Raw genomic sequence first — 16,633 nt, 5'->3', positions numbered from 1 at the left:
CCGAGGTCCGCTCACTGGGGCATGACCCTGGCATATGCCAGCGGATCAGCACCGCAGTTGGGGGCCGGGGCGCACGGGCGCAATCTCGCCAACACCCTCTCACCGTGCAGCCTTTGACGGCTATCGTGGTAACGATCCGCCGACCCGGATCGTGGCCGAGGGGACCGACATGAGGATCGAGCCGACCGCCCCGTACCACTCCGCCCAGGACGCGCTGCGCGTACTGGAGACCGTGGCCCGGCACTCCGCCGGCGTCACCGACACCGAGCTGGCCCGCCGCACCGGCCTCGGCGCCGAGCGGCTCACCGCCCTGCTGCGGATGCTGCGCCGCGAGGGCTACGTCGAGCAGGTCACCGACGGTGCGTACGTCACCGGCGACACCCTGCGCCGGCTCACCTCGGCGCACGACCGGGAGCGGGCCCTGCGGGACAAGCTCCAGCACACCCTGGACCGGCTGCGCGACTCGGTCGGCGCGGCGGTCTACCTCAGCCGGTATCTCGACGGCGAGGTCCGGGTCACCCAGTACGCCGCCGGGCCGACCACCCCGGCGGTCAACGAGTGGGTGGACTTCCGCTGCTCCGCCCACGCCACCGCCGTCGGCAAGAGCCTGCTGACCCAGCTGGATCACAACGCCCGCCGCGACCACCTCTCCCGGTACAAGATGGCCCGCCTCACCTCGCGGACCATCACCAGCGACAAGCTGCTGCTGTCCCGGCTGGAGTCGCAGCCGGCGACGGTGCCGGTGCTGGACCTCCAGGAGTACGCGGTCGGCACGGTCTGCGCGGCCGTACCGCTGACCGCGGGTTCCTCGGTGGGCTGCCTGGCCCTCTCGCTCCCGGTGGAGCACGCGCACCGGCTGAAGCGGGCGGCGGAGACGCTGAACCGGAGCGCGGCCCCGGTGGTCCTCTCGCTGACGATCTAGATCAGGCGGTGGTCACGAGCACCCCTCGGGACCGGGTAGTATTTTCTTCGTCGCCGGCCACGGGCAACCGAGGCAGGCGGGAGTCATGCGCCGCTAGCTCAGTTGGTTAGAGCAGCTGACTCTTAATCAGCGGGTCCGGGGTTCGAGTCCCTGGCGGCGCACGATGACGATGGCGAGCCACGTCCGCAAAAAGCGCGGACCTGGCTCGCCATCTCTGTTATTGCGCGGCTTCGCCGCGCGTGGTGGGGGCTCCGCCACCCACACCCCCCGCGGAGGGGCCCTTCGCGGAAGCGAGGGGCCCTTCGACGTCTTCCGCGGTCAGCCGCCGGTACGACTCCTCCCCCGGCGGCCGCCACCACACCGGGTCGGCGCACACGTACCCCTCCCGCCGCAGCCGGGCCCGCTCGATCTTGTTCGTCGCCGTCACCGGCATCCGCTCCACCACCCGCACGAACCGCGGTGCCATCTTCGTGCCGAGGTCCGGCTGGGCCCGCAGGAACGCCGCGAAGGCCGCCGGGTCGAAGCTGCCGGCGAGGGTGGCCATCACCTGGTCCCCGGTGACCGGGTCCGGCACGCCGTACACGGCGACGGCGTCCGCGCCCGGGTACCGGGCCACGATGTTCTCGATCATCGCGGCGGCGAGGTTCTCCCCGTCGACGCGGATCCGGTCGCCGGTCCGGCCCGCGAAGTACAGATAGCCGTCGGCGTCCCGGCAGAAGAGGTCGCCCGTCCAGTACGCCCCCGCGCGGCGCCGCTCGGCCTCGGCGGCCGGGTTGCGCCAGTAGCCCTCGAAGGGGTTCGGGCCCCGGTTGACCAGCTCGCCGATCGCCTCCTCCGCGTTGAGCAGCCGCCCGGCGCCGTCGAAGACGGCCGGCGGGCACTCCCGCCCGGTGGCCGGGTCCAGCACCACCAGGCCGGGCCCGGCCGGACCCACCGCGCCCGCCGGGGTCCCGGGCGCCCACTGGATCGCCGCGCCGCCCTCGGAGGAGCCGTACCCCTCCACCAGCCGTACCCCGAAGCGCCGCTCGAAGGCCGCCGCGTCCACCGCGCCCGCCTCCGTCCCGAAGCCGAGCCGGAGTCGGTGGTCCCGGTCGTCGGGGCGCGGTTCGGTGGCGAGGAGGTACTGGATCGCCCGGCCGACGTAGGTGAAGTAGGTCGCGCGGTAGCGGCGTACGTCCGGCAGGAAACCGGAGGCCGAGAAGCGCCGGCGCAGGGCCACGCCGGCACCGGCGGCCAGCGCGGGCGCCCAGTCCGCGATGACTGCGTTGCCGTGGAACATCGGCATGCAGACGTAGTGCACGTCGTCCGCGCGGACCCCGAACTGCCGGACCAGGGCCTGCCCGGCCGCCGCCAGCCGGCCCTGGGAGCACAGGGCCGCCTTGGGGGCGCCGGTGGAGCCGGAGGTGAAGTACAGCAGCAGCCGGTCGGCCGGGGTGGCCCGGGACGGGTCGGGCACGGCGCCGGCGTAGGGCGCCAGCAGCGCGCCGTACTCCGGGGTGTCCGTGACGAGGAGCCGTACCCCCGGCAGGTCGAGCCCGGCCAGCAGCGGCAGGTGGGCCCGCTCGGTGACCAGGACCGGGCACTCGGTGTGCCGGATGTCCCGGGCCAGCTCGGGGCCGCGCCGGGTGGGGTTGAGCCCGGCGACGGCCGCTCCGGCGAGGGCCGCGGCGCCGAGCCAGAGCGGGAACTCCTCGGTGTTGTCGAGCAGCACCCCGACGTGCGGTACGGCGCCGGGCGGGAGCAGGTCGGCCAGGAGCGCGGCGCGGGCGGCGGCGCCGGCGGCCGTCTCGTGGTGGGTCAGCACCCGGTCCTCGCACCACAGCCCCGGCCGGTGGTCACCCCAGCGCGCCGCGACGAGCGCGGCGACCGTCGTGGACTCCATGGCGAGGCACGGTAACTGACATACCGTCAGATGTGGAGGGCTACGGCATCAGGCCGCCCGACTCGGCGAACATCATGTGGGCCACCGCCATGAAGCCGATGCAGAAGGCGCCGGCCACGCCGAGGAGGACGAGCCCGCAACCGGTGCCGGCGACGAGCCTGCCGGGCCTCGGGGGCAGCGCGGTGGCCCGCTGGGGGAACTCCGGGAGGTAGCGGACGGTCACGAAGTCGCCCTCCAGGACGGTCGCGGGGCCGTTCTCCTCCTCGAAGCGGACCGTGCGGCCCTCGTGCGTGGTGAACTCGTAGACGTGGTGCACGGTCGTGTGCACGGAGGTGTCCCCGCCGCCCCCGCTGGTCGTCGTGAACATCCTGAGGCAGCGGGCCTCGGCGGTCAGGCCGTGCGCCCACGTCCTGCCGATCCGCCGGGCACGCCGGACCAGCAGGTACGCGGCATAGGCGAAGCCCGCGAGCATCAGTCCGGGCACAAGGTAGAAGAACAACTCGAGCATGAGGTCCCCCCGAGGTCAGGTACGCCGTTCCCGCTCGGCCGGCGTGCGAGGAACGTACCCGCCGCGCGAGGCGGCCCGCCTCAAGGGAAGCTCAGTATCAGAACCGGGACAATGCGATCCACTCGCGCACCGTGAAGACCGCGCAGGCGCCGAGCACCAGCAGCCAGACCACCATGCCCGCCGTGTCCTTGCCGGGCTGCGGCTCGGTGGCGGTGGCCCGTTCGGGCTCCTGCGGGGCGTAGTACACGCGGACGACGTCGCCGGCGCCCCTCTCGGCCGGACCGCCGGCCTCCTTGAAGCGCACGGCCCGGCCGTCGTGCGTGGTGAAGTCGTACTCGTGCCACTGCACCCGCCGGGCGGCGTTGTTGACCACCTGAGCGGTGGCCCAGGCGCGCACGACCCGCGCCTGCGCGGTCAGTCCGCTCTCCCAGGCCGAGCGCCGCTGCCGGGTCCGGCGGACGAGTGCCACGGCGGCGAAGACCATGAACCCGAGCAGACCCGCCATGGATATGTTGAACAGGGCGTCCACAGGTGCCCGTACCCCCGTACGTCGATGGTGAGGACTCGCGTGCGCCGGGGCCGGAGTGCGGGGCCGCGGCGCACGCGGACCTTACCCGAAGGGGGATCAGAAGGTGACGTCGGAGCAGGCGTAGAACGCGTTGCCCGTGTCGGCGATCGTCCACACCGCGAGGATGACGTGGTGTCCGCTCAGACCGGCCGGCAGGGTGCCGCTGTGGCTGAGGGTGGCCGGCGGGCGCTGCCCGTTGTACGGCACCGTCAGGAACGGGGTGAGGTTGAGGTCCGAGCGGGAGAGGTTGTGATTCTGGTTCCAGCCCGGCTTGGTGACGTAGTACCTGAAGTCGGTCGTGGCGTGCATGGCGGTGAACTGCCAGCGGAAGGTGTACGACTGGCCGCCCGTCACCTTCGTGGTGGGCCAGGCCGCGCCGGACGGCGTCTTCGGCGCGCTGAGCTGGGCGAACTGGCTCAGGCCCGCGTTGCATATCTGCCCGTCGGCGGGTCCGGCGGCCGGGAAGCCCTTGGGACCCTCGACGCTCTGCGGCTCCCACTGGATCGAGCCGCAGTTGGAGACGGTGCCGTTCTGGCAGAGCTTCTGCCTGCTGATGGGGAGGTCGGTGTAGCCGTGCCCGCTGGCGCCGCCGGTGGAGAGCGCGAACGCTCCGGCGGTCACCGCGCCCAGCACGACCGCGGACAACTTGGTCTTGGTGCGCATACTGCCGCTCCTGGGGAACGTGGGGAGTTCGGTGAGCCGTGCAGAGTAGGTCTAGACCAAGTCTCAGATTATTGCCGGTAGTTGAACATGTCCATACCAATCGCCGAGTGCGCTAGACCGGCTCCCCGCGCCCCGAGCAGAACGCCACCGTCAGGTCACGGACCAGCACCTTGCGGTCGTAGTCGTCCAGTTCGACCAGCCCGCGCGTGGTCAGCCGGGTCACCGTGTCCTCCACCGAGTCCACCACCGAGCTGAGCATGGAGGCCCGCTGCCGGGCGTCCAGCGCGGCGATCCGGCGCCGGTGCATCGCGGCGGCCACCTCGGGGGCGTAGTCAACCCGGACCGGCTGCACCGAGAACACCTCCACACCGACCGGCGCGGTCTCCTGCGCCACCAGCCGGGTCAGCGCGTCCCCCGCCGCCGTCGTCCCGCCCCGCGTCCCGCCCGCCGGCTCCACCGGCACCCGGGCCAGCGCCGCCTCCACGCACTCGCGCAGGTACGTCTCGTGGTCGTCGATGCCGAGCAGCGCCCGCGCGGTGTCCCGCACCCGCCACACCACCAGCACCACCACCCGCAGCGCCACCCCGTCGGGGTCCGTCGCCGGCATCGCCTCGCTGCGCCAGTGCCGCAGCCGCACATCCACCCGGCGGCGCAGCACCAGCGGGTTCACCCACAGCAGCCCGGTACGCCGGACCGTCCCCCGGTACCGCCCGAACAGCCCGAGCACCCAGGCCCGCCCGGTCCTGCCCCGGGCCAGCCCGCCGAAGCCCAGCACCCCGAGCATCCCGGCCCCGGCGTACGCGGCCCACTGCGCGGGACCGAGACCGGCGCCCGCGTACGCCGGCAGCCGCAGCGCCTCCGCGGCGAGCGGCGGCAGCAGCCCCGCCCACCAGGTGGTGGCCAGACAGCCGGTGACCCCGCAGGCCCCGGCGAGCACCCCGGCCGCGCCGGGCAGCACCCGTGCCGGCCGCTCCGCCAGCCCCGCGTCGACCTCCGGCAGCGGCCGCCGGCGCACCGGTACCGGGCGGCGCGGCCGGGGGTGCTCGCCGGTGCCCTGCCGGCGGGCCACCACGGCCGGCCGGAGCGGCACCTTCACCGGGTCGGGATCGTCCCGGAAGAGCAGGTGGACGGGGATCTCGGTGGTCGCCTCGTTCTGGATCAGGCGGGCCGGCCGGGTGCCGGGGCCGACGCCCGCGCCGTCCGACTGCCCCTCGGACCCGGGCGGCGTGTGGGATGTGGTCGTACTCATGCGTGCTCCAGCCTCCGCGCCAGACGCGTCATGAACAGGGGGTGGAATGGGAAGCAGGCGGGTCCGGCCCGGTCAGGCGAACAGGCGGCGCCAGGTCTCCGGCCCCGGGTAGCCGTCGGCCGCGCCGCCCCGCCAGCCCTGGGCGCGCTGGAAGGCCTCGACGGCACGCCGGTCCGACTCGCCCCAGTGCGGGCCCGGACCGAGGGTGTAGAACCGGCCGAACCCCTTCTTCACCAGCTGGGCGCCGAGCCGCGTGATGTGGTCGTTGGTCGCGCCCGGGCGGAAGTACTGCCGGCCGGGGTAGCCGGGCACCCCGTGCGAGGCGGGTCCGCCGGCCCCGGGTCCGATGTCCTTGCCCCGGCCCGTGCTCAGCAGCTGCCAGGTGCGCCGGCCGGGGATCCCGTCGGCGTCGGCGCCCGTCCAGCCCTGGGCCAGCTGGAACGCCCGGGTGGCGCGCCGGTCGGCCTCGCCCCAGACCGGGCCCGGGCCCGTGGCGTAGTAGCCCCGCGCGCCCCTGGCGATCAGCATCTCGCCGAGCAGGGTGACGTACTTGTTGTCGGCGCCGGGACCGAAGTAGGCCGCGCCCGGGTAGGCCGCCGCCGACTTCCCGCCGGCCGCCGGCTGGGCGGCGGCCGCGGCCTTGGTCACGCCCTTGTAGCGGTAGGGGACGTACTTGTCGGCGTGGCTCCAGTACGGGTAGGGGGTGGCCTGGCGGCGGGTGTGCGGGGGTGTCTGCTCGTAGGCCGTGTAGTAGGTGTGCGTGTAGTCCGTCCAGCCGCCGAAGATCACGACGTGGGAACCCTTCTCGGGGTTGTCGGGGTTGTGGTACAGCAGGATGTCGCCGGGCTGCAGCTCCTCCTTGGTGATCTTCACCCCGAACTGGCCGAGGCTGCCGGTCCACTCGTTGTTCGGCAGGCCCCAGGCCATCGAGACATAGCCCGAGCAGTCCTGCCGGTAACCGTCGGACCAGAAGGCGTACATGCTGTACGGCACCTGGGCGGCCACCCAGACCTTGGCCCGGTTGATGATCTTGGTGCGGGTGGTGGCGGGGATCGGGACGGTGGCGGACCCGCCGGGTCTGGCCGCCGGTCCGTGCAGGGGGGCCTTGGCGCCCTGCGGGGTGTCGGGTGTGCCGTCGCCGGGCACGGCCTGGCGGTGCGGGGAGTGGCCGGGGGTGAGGGCGGCGGCCGGCGGGACCGTGGCGAGGGCGGCGGACGCGGCGGCCACGACCACCACTCCGCGGGCCGCCGGCCGGCCGCGGCCGGACAGCGGGCGGGGGGCCGGCCGCCGTTCGTGGACGCAGCCTGGACAGTCGCAGTCGCTCGCCGGGTCGACGTCCTCGAACACGGGAGCGGTCATGCGATCTGCCTCACATTCGGGGGTGGTTTGTCCGCGAGTGTGCACGTTGATCAGTTTCCCAACTGTGCACAGAACGCGCATTTTGACGGTCCGAATGATGTACGCCGCCCTCCGGAGGCCTCCCCCGCCACCTGCCGGTGGTCAGGAGCACCCTGGGAGGTCGGGTAGAGTTTTCTCTGTCAGCAGGCGCCGCTAGCTCAGTTGGTTAGAGCAGCTGACTCTTAATCAGCGGGTCCGGGGTTCGAGTCCCTGGCGGCGCACCGACCGGAAGGCCCCTCGCGAGAGCGAGGGGCCTTTCGCATGCCCCCGCTCGCATGCCCCCGCTCCTATGCCCTCCGCCCGAATGGCCGGATACCCTCTCGCCATGGCAGCCCGGGACCTTCAGGAGCGGATCAAGAAGCTGATCGTGGACCAGCGGCTGCCCTCGGGTGCCCCGCTGCCCACCGAGCCGGAGCTGATGCGGCTCCTCGGAGCGAGCCGGAACTCGGTGCGGGAGGCCCTGAAGGCGCTCCAGGCGATGGGGATCGTGGAGATCCGGCACGGGTTCGGGACGTACGTCGGCTCGATGTCGTTCGCGCCGATGATCGAGGGGCTGGCCTTCCGGACCGTCGCCGGCCACTACCGCGGCGAGGACTCCCTGCTGCAGTTGCTGGAGCTGCGCGAGGCCGTGGAGACCGGGCTGGTGTCGCGGCTGGCCGGGCGGCTGCCGGAGGCGGACCTGGTGGAGCTGGAGGCGCTCGTGGAGCGCATGGAACGGGAGGCCGCCGAGGGCACCGGGCTCGCCGGGACCGACCGCGCCTTTCACGCCACCCTCTACCGGGGACTGGACAACGTGCTGCTGAGCGAGGTGCTGGAGGCGTTCTGGGACGCCTTCCACCGGGTGCAGCAGGACCTGGTGGAGGTCCCGCAGGATCCCCGGGTCACCTGCCGCCAGCACCGGGAGATCCTGGACGCGGTGCGCTCCGGCGACTCCCTGCGGGCCGAGCGGGCCATACGAGACCACTTCGGCAATCTGCGCACCCGGCTCTCCCCGGCGGCCGTGACCAACCGGTGAGCCGCGCGGGCCCTCAGCCGCGCGTCCCGGTGAGGTAGGCGGAGACCACGACGTTCGCCGTGTAGCTGCGGCTGGCGCGGTCGAAGGAGCCGCCGCAGGTGATCAGGCGCAGCTCGGCGCGGCCGGGTCGGTGCGGGCCGTAGGCCTGCCGGGCGTCGAAGCCGTCGCGGGGCAGCACACGGACGTCGTCGACGGTGAACTCGGCGACCTTTCCGTCCGCGCGGAAGACCCGGACCGTCTCGCCGGGCTTGACGGTGCTGAGCCGGTAGAAGACGGCGGGCCGGGTCTCGGTGTCGACATGGCCCACCAGCAGGGCCGCCCCGGCGGCGCCCGGCTTGGGACCGGCGCCGTACCAGCCGACCACGCCCGGCTGGTCGTAGGGCGGCGGGTCGACCGCGCCGCGGGCGTCCAGGCCGCGGGCCACCACCGGGGCCTGGACGCCCAGCCGGGGGATGTCGACGCGCTGGGGGACCGCGGCGGCCAGGGGTTTCGCCGGGCTCGGCAGCCGGAGGGGGCCGGCGTCCCGGCCCAGGGCGAAGACGTCGCCGGTGGCCGGGCCGCCCGGGCCCTCCGGTACGCCGGTCACGCCACGGCCCCACAGCCACAGCCCGAACAGCAGCAGCGCCCAGGCCAGGCAGGTGACGAGCCGACCGGTGCCGGTGGTGCGCCCCTCGTCGGACATGGCGGGTTCAGCGGGGGCCGCGGCTCCGGCGGGCGCGCAGCCCGACGGCGGCCGCGGCGACCCCGGCGAGGGCGAGGCCGGTCACCGCCTGCCCGGTGTCGGGAGCGGAGCCGCTGGTGGCCACCGTGGCGAAGTGCGCGGTGCCGCCGCCGCCCGCCGGGACGGGGGCGATGGGCGAGGCGGCGTCGGCGGGCGGCTCCATGGGCTCTGCGGGCCGGCCGGCGCCGCCCGCCTCCGTGACCGTGATGCTGCCGGTGCGCACGGAGCCGGCGCAGCTGATCTTCACCGTGTAGGCGCCGGGCGCGAGGGCGGAGCGGACCCGGGTCTCGCCGGTCAGGCTGCCCTGGGCGCCGGTCAGCTGGGCGTCGGCGACGAAGGCGGCCGAGGCGGCGGTGCCCTGCGCGCCGGTGCAGCCGCTGACCTGCAGGGTGATGTCGTCGCCCGGCGCCGGGGTGGCGGGGGTCACGGTGACCGCGCCGCCGTCCGCCGCGTGGGCCGCCGGGGCGCCCGCGGCGCCGGCGGCGACGGCGAGGATTCCGGTGCAGAGAGTGAGGCGTAGTGAGCCCATCGTGAACCTCCAGTTATCTGGAGGCTCCCCCGCCCCGGGCGCCCCCGCATCCTCGGGAGGCGCGTTGTTGCTCCGAACGGGTGAGGCCGGGTTTCGGCGGGACCCGTTCCCCGCTCAGACCAGGTCGACCAGGTCCGCGATGGAGTCGACCACCTGGGACGGGCGGAAGGGGTAACGGTCCACGTCGTCCGGCTGGGTCACGCCGCTGAGTACCAGGAACGTACGCATCCCGGCCTCCAGGCCCGCGAGCACATCGGTGTCCATGCGGTCGCCGATCATCGCGGAGGTCTCGGAGTGGGCTCCGATCGCGTTCAGCCCGGCCCGCATCATCAGCGGGTTGGGCTTGCCGACGAAGTACGGCTTCTTGCCGGTCGCGGCGGTGATCAGGGCGGCGACCGAGCCGGTGGCGGGCAGGTCGCCCTCAATGGACGGGCCGACGTTGTCGGGGTTGGTGGCGATGAACCGGGCGCCGTTGTTGATCAGCCGGACGGCCTTGGTCAGGGCCTCGAAGGAGTAGGTGCGGGTCTCGCCGAGGATCACGAAGTCGGGGTCGTGGTCGGTGAGGATGTAGCCGATGTCGTGCAGCGCGGTGGTCAGACCCGCCTCGCCGATGACATAGGCGGTGCCGCCGGGCCGCTGGTCGTCCAGGAACTGGGCGGTGGCCAGGGCCGAGGTCCAGATGTTCTCCACCGGCACGTCCAGGCCCATCCGGCGCAGCCGGGCGTGCAGGTCACGGGCGGTGTAGATGGAGTTGTTGGTGAGCACCAGGAAGGGCCGGCCCGACTCGCGCAGCTTCTTCAGGAAGGCGTCGGCGCCGGGGATCGGGACGCCCTCGTGGATCAGGACGCCGTCCATGTCGGTGAGCCATGACTCGATGGGCTTGCGGTCTGCCATGCTGTGCGTCTCCTGGCGTACGTACGGTCGGGAAGCGGGGGCGCCGGAACCACGGCGTACCGACGCCCCCAGCCTAGTCAGGACCGGCCGTTCCTGACCCCGCCGATCACCTGGTATCCCCGGTCAGCTGGTATCCCCGGTCAGCTGCCGGTGGCGCACTTCCAGTCCTCGACGTACGACGCGGGGTGCTCCACGATGACGCCGGCGTGCTCCTTCTTGTCGTAGGCGGTCAGTGGCGGTTGCGCGCCAGGAGGTAGGCGCCGGCGGCCAGGCAGCCGAGGGCGGCGACGGCCGCGAGGAGGCCGTGGGCGAGGCCGCCGGGCCCGGTGCGGGCCAGCTCGCGCGCGTGTTCTCCGACCTCCCGCGCCTCTTGGGCGAGGGTCAGGGAGGAGTCAGGGTCGTCCGGGTCATAGGAGTCGTAGGAGTCGTAGGGGTCCTCCGTGTCCTCCGTGCCGTCCGTGCCGTCCGTGCCGTCCGTGCCGTTGGTGGCGTCGGCGGTGTCCGTGGCGTCGGTGGCGGCGTCGGTGGCCGGTGCGCTGCTGGAGGGGGTGGTCGGCAGGCCCTCGGCCTCCTGGACACGCTCGTCCTCCTGCACGGTCTCCTGCGTGTCCTCGTCCCCCTCCTCGCCGATCGAGAAGCGGTACGCGTTGGACTCGCCGACCCAGTCCCCGTCCTCGCCCCGCCGCTGCACGACGGCCGCGTTGGCGGTGACCTGGTCGGGTACGGCGTCGGAGGGGAGCGCCAGCCGGACCCGGACGCTGACCGTCCGCCCGGGCGGCACGGTGAACCCGCCGAAACCGGCGCCGTCCAGCACGCCGACCAGTTCCTGCTCGTCCGTGCTCTCGAAGGCCACCCGCCGGTCCCGGGCGCCGTCGTAGAAGTCCAGCCGGGGCTGGTCCGGCCGCAGCGCGCGCTTGTCGTCGACGAGCACCACGACCGGGTGGATGCCGGCGCAGGTCCGGCGGGTGGTGTTGGTGAGGTCGATGTACCAGGTGCCGTACCCGCCACCGGCCTCGTAGGACCCGGGCCCACCCCGGATCCGGGTGGCCAACGGGAAGGCCCGCGCGTCGGCGCCGACACAGGAGGGGGGCGGCATCGCCTCGGCGAAGGCGGTGCCGGGCGAGAGGGGGACGACGACAGCGGCGGCGGCGAGGGCTGCGGTGACGGCTGCGGTGCGCCGGGGGGACAGGGACGTGCACGGTCGCATGAACACATAACCATGCCGGTCGGGCCGGGAGGAGAAGCGGCACCGCTCCGGGGCGGGGCCGAGGTCCGCTCGATCAGCGGAGCGGGGTGCGATGACCGACAGCGCCGTGGTGCTAGCGGCCGTACGTCCGCTGCGGGCACGCGGTGGCCGATCGCGCAGTTCCCCGCGCCCTTTCGGGGCGCTACTGCCGACGCCTGCCTGCGGGCAGGCGAGACCCACCCCCGCCCAGCCGCAGCACAGGGCACCCGAACACGCCCGTCACGCATCCCCGCGGCCGAACAACGGCGCCAACAGCAACTGCGCAGCTCCCTCAGCCACCAACCGCTCCCCCCGCGGAGCGATCCGCACGGCACCCCCACGCACCCCCTCCCGCCGAGCCCGCTCCCCCAGCACGTCCCCCACCCCCCGCACGTACGCCTCGGGCGCCCCGGCCACGGTCCGCCCCCCGAGCAGCACCACATCGATGTCCAGCAGCCCCACCAGATTCCCGGCGGCCACCCCCAGCACCCGCGCCGCCTCGGCCACGTCCCCCCGCGCCGCCGCCCCGAGGCACAGCACCTCCACGCACCCCCGGTTCCCGCACTCGCACAGCGGCCCGTCCAGCTGGATGACCTGGTGCCCGAACTCCCCCGCCCCGGTCCGCGCACCCCGGTGCACGCTCCCGCCGATCACCAGCCCGGCGCCGAGCCCGGTACCGAGGTGCAGATAGGCGAAGGACCGGCCCGCGACGCCCGTCTCCCCGCAGACCGCCAGCCCGAGCGCCGCCGCGTTGGTGTCCTTGTCCACCACCACCGGCACGCCCAGCCGCTCCGCGAGCGCGTCCCGCAGCGGAAAGCCGTCCCACTCGGGGAACCCGGTGACCCGGTGCAGCACCCCGCGCGCATGGTCCAACGGCCCGGGCAGCGCGACCCCCACCCCCACCAGGGACCCGGCCCCGCCAAGCCCCCCGCCACCGGCGACAGGACCGTCCCCTCCGCCGGCCGGGGAACCGCCACCCGCGCCCGAAGCCCCGGCCACCTCACGCACCGCCGCGGTCACCGCCCCCAGCACGGCCTCCGCCCCCGCCCCCAGATCCAGTTCCTCGCACCGCTCCGCCACCACGGCCCCGTCCAGATGCACGAGCACCACCCGCAGCTCGTCGCGGTCCAGATGGACCCCGACCGCGTGCCCCGCCTCCGGCACCAGCCGGAGCACGGTCCGCGGCTTGCCCCCGGTCGACGCCCGCCGTCCGGCCTCCGCGGCGAGCCCTTGTTCCCGCAGCCGTGCGGTGATCTTGCTGACGGCCTGCGGGGTGAGCCCGGTGCGCTCGGCCAGTTCGAGCCGGCTGATGCCTTCCGCACCGGCGTCCCGCAGCAGCCCCAGCACCAGCGCCGCGTTGTGGCTGCGCAGCGCCCCCAGGTTCACCCCGGCGACGGCCCCGCCACTCCTCGGCCCCGTCCCCGTCCCTGACGTACCTGGCCCTGTCGTCGGCGCGTTCACCCTCTTCACAGCCCCATTCTCCCCACCGCTTGCACTTTCGCAACAGCGTTGCCAAAGTGGAGGCATGACTGCTACCCCCCTCCGCGTCGGCCTGATCGGCTACGGCCTCGCCGGCTCCGTCTTCCACGCCCCGCTGATCGCCGCCACCGAGGGCCTCGCCCTGGACACCGTGGTCACCTCGAACCCGGAGCGGCAGCAGCAGGCCCGCGCCGAGTTCCCGGACGTGACGCTCGCCGCCACCGCCGAGGAGCTGTTCGACCGCGCGGACGAGCTGGACCTGGTCGTCGTCGCCTCCCCGAACAAGACGCACGTCCCGCTGGCCACGGCCGCCCTCAAGGCCGGCCTGCCGGTGGTCGTGGACAAGCCGGTCGCCGGCACCGCCGCCGAGGCGCGCACGCTCGCCGCCCTCGCCGAGGAGCGCGGTCTGCTCCTCTCGGTCTTCCAGAACCGCCGCTGGGACAACGACTTCCTGACCCTCCGCCGGCTCCTCGCGGACGGCGAACTCGGCGACGCCTGGCGCTTCGAGTCCCGCTTCGAGCGCTGGCGCCCCCAGCCCAAGGGCGGCTGGCGCGAGTCCGGCGACCCGGCAGAGATCGGAGGTCTGCTCTACGACCTCGGCAGCCATGTCGTCGACCAGGCCCTGGTCCTCTTCGGCCCGGCCACCGAGGTCTACGCCGAGACGGACATCCGCCGCCCCGGCGCCGAGACCGACGACGACACCTTCATCGCGCTCACCCACGCGAGCGGCGTCCGCTCCCACCTCTACGTCTCCGCGACCGCCGCCCAGCTCGGCCCCCGCTTCCGGGTGCTGGGCTCCCGCGCGGGCTACGTCAAGTACGGCCTGGACCCCCAGGAAGCGGCCCTGCGCGAGGGCAGCCGCCCCGGCACCATCGCCGACTGGGGCGCCGAGGACGAGTCCCTGTGGGGTCGTATCGGCTCCGGTGAGTCCCCGCTGAGCGGCGGCGGCACCCCCGTGCCGACCCTCCCCGGTGACTACCCCGCCTACTACGCGGCCGTCGCCGACGCCCTGCGCGGCGCCGGCCCCAACCCGGTGACCGCCCTGGAGGCGGCCGCCGCGCTCGACGTACTGGAAGCGGCCCGCAGGTCCGCCCGCGACAAGGTGACGGTGACCCTCTGATGCCCCAGATCACACCCCGGAACACACCCGAACTGACCCCGTCCGTCGAGGAACTGGAGGCACAGCAACGCCGCCTGGTCTTCCGGCAGTTCACCTACGAGGACGCCTGGGCCCTCGGCGCCCTCCTGGTGGAGCTGGCCCGGGAGCGCCAGGCGCCGGTCGCCATCGACATCCACCGCGCCGGCCAGCAGCTCTTCCACGCCGCCCTGCCGGGCTCCACCCCGGACAACGACGCCTGGATCGCCCGCAAGCGCCGGGTGGTGGAGCGCTACGGCGCCTCCTCCTACCTGGTCGGCGCCCGCTTCCGGGCCAAGGGCACAACCTTCGAGGAGGCCTCCCGCCTGGACCCGGACACCTACGCGGCGCACGGCGGATCCTTCCCGATCACGGTCGAGGGCGTGGGCGTGATCGGCGCGGTGACCGTCTCCGGCCTGCCCCAGCTCCAGGACCACCGGTTCGTGGTGGAGGCACTGGAGGTGTTCCTGGACCGCTCAGCCGGCTGAACGGACGGCGGGAATCAGCCGGGACGCCCTCCGGTTGGCTGTGACGGAAGACGTGATGATCACAGCAGCACCCACCCACCGGAGGGACCACCCCGATGACCGCTTCGCTGAAGGAGACCGTCGGCCGTCACGGCATCTGGAGCCACGAACTGCGCTCGGAGGACCCGGACCGGCGCGGTGAACTGGCCGAGGCCGCCGCCGAACTGGAGGAACTCGGGTACGGCGCCGTCTGGCTGGGCGGCAACAGCACCGTGGACCACGCGGCCCCGCTCATCGCGGCGACGCGGCGCGTCGTCGTCGGCACCAGCATCCAGAGCGTCTGGCAGCAGGACGCCGCCACGACGGCGGCCGGTTTCCTGAAAGTGGAGGCGGCTCATCCCGGCCGCTTCGCGCTGGGCCTCGGCGTGAGCCACGGCCCGCTGGTGCAGGGCTACCGCCGCCCGTACGCGGCCATGGTCGGCTACCTGGACGAGCTGGACAAGGCGGGAGTCCCGGCCGACCGCCGCGTCCTCGCCGCCCTCGGCCCCAGGATGCTGGGCCTGGCCGGCGACCGTGCGGCCGGCGCGATCCCCTACCTGGTCACGCCCGAGCACACCGCCCGGGCCCGCGAGATCCTCGGTGAAGAGCCGCTGCTGGCCCCCGAGTTCAAGGTGATCCTGGAGCCCGACCCGGCCCGCGCCCGGGAGACGGCCCGCGCCTACCTGGCCCGCTACCTGCAACTCCCCAACTACACCGACAACTTCCTCCGCCTCGGCTTCACCGAGACCGACGTCGCCGACGGCGGCAGCGACCACCTCATCGACGCGGTCTTCGCCTGGGGCGACGAAGACCGGATCCGTGACCGGATCACCGCCTTCCACGAGGCAGGCGCCGACCACGTGGCCCTCCAGGTGGTCACGGCGAACACGGACGACACCCTCCCGAGGGAGGAATGGCGCCGCCTGGCCTCGCTGCTCGGGTGACCGGTCCTGCTCAGAGGGGCGCGGGGAACTGCGCGAGAAGCCACGACGAGCCCGCGGCCGCCGTACTCGCGCAGCCCCCACCCCCTCAGGCGTGCTTCAATTCCTGCCGCTGCCGACCGAGCCCCCCGATCTCCAGCTCCACCACATCCCCGCCCCGCAGATACGGCTTCGGCTCGGGCTGCCCCATGGCCACCCCCGCCGGCGTCCCCGTATTGATGACATCCCCGGGGTACAGCGTCATGAAGTGGCTGAGGTACCGCACGACCTCCCCCACAGGAAAGATCTGCTCGGCCGTCGTACCGTCCTGCTTCAGCTCCCCGTTCACCCACAGCTTCAGCGACAGCCGCTGCGGATCCGGGACCTCGTCGGCCGTCACCAGCCACGGACCCAGCGGGTTGAACGTCTCGCAGTTCTTGCCCTTGTCCCACGTCCCGCCGCGCTCGATCTGGAACTCCCGCTCGGAGACGTCGTGCGCCACCGCGTACCCGGCGACATGGGCGAGGCCCTCCTCGGCGGAGTTCAGGTAGCGGGCCGTACGGCCGATGACGACCGCGAGTTCGACCTCCCAGTCGGTCTTGGCCGAGCCGCGCGGCACGAGCACCGTGTCGTTCGGCCCGACGACCGTGTCCGGCGCCTTGAGGAAGACCACCGGCTCGGGCGGCGGCTCGACGCCCGTCTCGCGGGCGTGGTCGTGGTAGTTGAGCCCGATGCACACCACCTTGCCGATGCGGCCGAGCGGGGGGCCGATCCGGAGGCCGGCCGCGTCCAGCGCGGGCAGCTCACCGGCCTCGGCCGCCGCCCGTACCCGGTCCAGCGCGGTGTCGTCGGCGAGGAGCGCACCGTCGATGTCGTCCACGAGGCCCGACAGGTCCCTGAGGGTTCCCCCGGCGTCGAGCAGCGCGGGGCGCTCCGCCCCTGCCGTACCGACTCGCAGCAGCTTCATGGTCACAATCTCCCTCGATCGCGGGCGCCCGACCGATGGGTGCAGCCATCGG

General features: G+C 73.7%; 17 protein-coding genes and 2 tRNA genes. 7 read left to right on the top strand and 12 right to left on the bottom strand.

The annotated features are described in order from the left end of the window. The first annotated feature begins 169 nt into the window (after nt 1-169). Together ACZ4U1_RS06700 and ACZ4U1_RS06695 are read left to right on the top strand one after the other, a co-directional pair. The gene (locus tag ACZ4U1_RS06700; protein ID WP_467900438.1) at nt 170-922 is read left to right on the top strand and encodes an IclR family transcriptional regulator; all 753 of its coding nucleotides are present in this window, start codon (nt 170-172) and stop codon (nt 920-922) included. Between the two features lie 87 nt (nt 923-1,009). Beyond that, nucleotides 1,010-1,083, top strand: a tRNA-Lys gene (locus ACZ4U1_RS06695). 56 nt (nt 1,084-1,139) lie between these two features. Here ACZ4U1_RS06695 and ACZ4U1_RS06690 read toward each other — a convergent pair. The 6 genes from ACZ4U1_RS06690 to ACZ4U1_RS06665 all read right to left on the bottom strand — a co-directional run bounded on the left by ACZ4U1_RS06690 (nt 1,140) and on the right by ACZ4U1_RS06665 (nt 7,151). After that, nucleotides 1,140-2,804 carry an AMP-binding protein gene (locus ACZ4U1_RS06690; RefSeq protein WP_467900436.1) on the bottom strand — a complete coding sequence of 555 codons (1,665 nt, stop codon included), beginning with the start codon at nt 2,802-2,804 and terminating at the stop codon, nt 1,140-1,142. A gap of 40 nt (nt 2,805-2,844) precedes the next feature. Then, nucleotides 2,845-3,312, bottom strand: coding sequence for a DUF3592 domain-containing protein (locus ACZ4U1_RS06685; RefSeq protein ID WP_467900434.1), 468 nt, complete (start codon nt 3,310-3,312; stop codon nt 2,845-2,847). A gap of 97 nt (nt 3,313-3,409) precedes the next feature. After that, the gene (locus ACZ4U1_RS06680) at nt 3,410-3,817 is read right to left on the bottom strand and encodes a DUF3592 domain-containing protein (RefSeq protein ID WP_467900432.1); all 408 of its coding nucleotides are present in this window, start codon (nt 3,815-3,817) and stop codon (nt 3,410-3,412) included. 120 nt (nt 3,818-3,937) lie between these two features. Next, nucleotides 3,938-4,543, bottom strand: a complete 606-nt coding sequence (locus ACZ4U1_RS06675; protein ID WP_467900430.1) for a lytic polysaccharide monooxygenase auxiliary activity family 9 protein — start codon at nt 4,541-4,543, stop codon at nt 3,938-3,940. A 112-nt stretch (nt 4,544-4,655) separates the two neighbouring features. Beyond that, nucleotides 4,656-5,792 carry an SPFH domain-containing protein gene (locus ACZ4U1_RS06670; RefSeq protein ID WP_467900426.1) on the bottom strand — a complete coding sequence of 379 codons (1,137 nt, stop codon included), beginning with the start codon at nt 5,790-5,792 and terminating at the stop codon, nt 4,656-4,658. Between the two features lie 72 nt (nt 5,793-5,864). Further along, nucleotides 5,865-7,151, bottom strand: a complete 1,287-nt coding sequence (locus ACZ4U1_RS06665; RefSeq protein ID WP_467900424.1) for a peptidoglycan-binding protein — start codon at nt 7,149-7,151, stop codon at nt 5,865-5,867. A gap of 186 nt (nt 7,152-7,337) precedes the next feature. Between ACZ4U1_RS06665 and ACZ4U1_RS06660 the strand changes: the two genes are divergently transcribed. Both ACZ4U1_RS06660 and ACZ4U1_RS06655 read left to right on the top strand, forming a co-directional pair. Then, a tRNA-Lys gene (locus ACZ4U1_RS06660) sits at nt 7,338-7,411 on the top strand. A 104-nt stretch (nt 7,412-7,515) separates the two neighbouring features. After that, nucleotides 7,516-8,205 (top strand): FadR/GntR family transcriptional regulator, encoded by a 690-nt coding sequence (locus ACZ4U1_RS06655; RefSeq protein ID WP_467900422.1) that lies wholly within the window; start codon nt 7,516-7,518, stop codon nt 8,203-8,205. A 13-nt stretch (nt 8,206-8,218) separates the two neighbouring features. On the opposite strand, the gene ACZ4U1_RS06650 is transcribed toward ACZ4U1_RS06655, so the two are convergent. The 5 genes from ACZ4U1_RS06650 to ACZ4U1_RS06630 all read right to left on the bottom strand — a co-directional run bounded on the left by ACZ4U1_RS06650 (nt 8,219) and on the right by ACZ4U1_RS06630 (nt 13,101). Further along, nucleotides 8,219-8,887, bottom strand: a complete 669-nt coding sequence (locus tag ACZ4U1_RS06650) for a class F sortase (RefSeq protein WP_467900420.1) — start codon at nt 8,885-8,887, stop codon at nt 8,219-8,221. A gap of 7 nt (nt 8,888-8,894) precedes the next feature. Further along, nucleotides 8,895-9,455 (bottom strand): hypothetical protein, encoded by a 561-nt coding sequence (locus ACZ4U1_RS06645; protein ID WP_467900418.1) that lies wholly within the window; start codon nt 9,453-9,455, stop codon nt 8,895-8,897. Between the two features lie 114 nt (nt 9,456-9,569). Further along, nucleotides 9,570-10,349, bottom strand: a complete 780-nt coding sequence (locus tag ACZ4U1_RS06640) for an HAD-IIA family hydrolase (protein WP_467900415.1) — start codon at nt 10,347-10,349, stop codon at nt 9,570-9,572. A 229-nt stretch (nt 10,350-10,578) separates the two neighbouring features. Continuing rightward, entirely contained in the window at nt 10,579-11,556 is a 978-nt protein-coding gene (locus ACZ4U1_RS06635) for a hypothetical protein (protein ID WP_467900414.1), read from the bottom strand. Between the two features lie 258 nt (nt 11,557-11,814). Next, entirely contained in the window at nt 11,815-13,101 is a 1,287-nt protein-coding gene (locus ACZ4U1_RS06630; protein WP_467900412.1) for an ROK family transcriptional regulator, read from the bottom strand. Between ACZ4U1_RS06630 and ACZ4U1_RS06625 the strand changes: the two genes are divergently transcribed. From ACZ4U1_RS06625 to ACZ4U1_RS06615, 3 genes are all read left to right on the top strand, one after another. Continuing rightward, on the top strand, nt 13,100-14,173 hold the full coding sequence (locus ACZ4U1_RS06625; protein WP_467900409.1) for a Gfo/Idh/MocA family protein: 1,074 nt from the start codon (nt 13,100-13,102) through the stop codon (nt 14,171-14,173). The two genes, ACZ4U1_RS06630 and ACZ4U1_RS06625, sit on opposite strands and share 2 nt — an antisense overlap. Beyond that, a complete protein-coding gene (locus ACZ4U1_RS06620) occupies nt 14,173-14,676 on the top strand; it encodes a heme-degrading domain-containing protein (protein ID WP_467900407.1) in 504 nt (167 codons plus the stop codon). The genes ACZ4U1_RS06625 and ACZ4U1_RS06620 overlap by 1 nt, the downstream gene beginning before the upstream one ends. Nucleotides 14,677-14,771: 95 nt before the next feature. Next, on the top strand, nt 14,772-15,638 hold the full coding sequence (locus ACZ4U1_RS06615; RefSeq protein ID WP_467900404.1) for an LLM class F420-dependent oxidoreductase: 867 nt from the start codon (nt 14,772-14,774) through the stop codon (nt 15,636-15,638). Nucleotides 15,639-15,723: 85 nt separating this feature from the next. Here the strand turns inward: ACZ4U1_RS06615 and ACZ4U1_RS06610 are convergent, their stop codons facing one another. Beyond that, nucleotides 15,724-16,581, bottom strand: a complete 858-nt coding sequence (locus tag ACZ4U1_RS06610) for a fumarylacetoacetate hydrolase family protein (RefSeq protein WP_467900402.1) — start codon at nt 16,579-16,581, stop codon at nt 15,724-15,726. Nucleotides 16,582-16,633: the final 52 nt, after the last annotated feature.

It is taken from the genome of Streptomyces sp. NPDC028928 (assembly GCF_055564915.1).
Note: the sequence above shows the minus strand (reverse complement) of the source record. Positions and strands in the feature narration are given on the sequence as shown.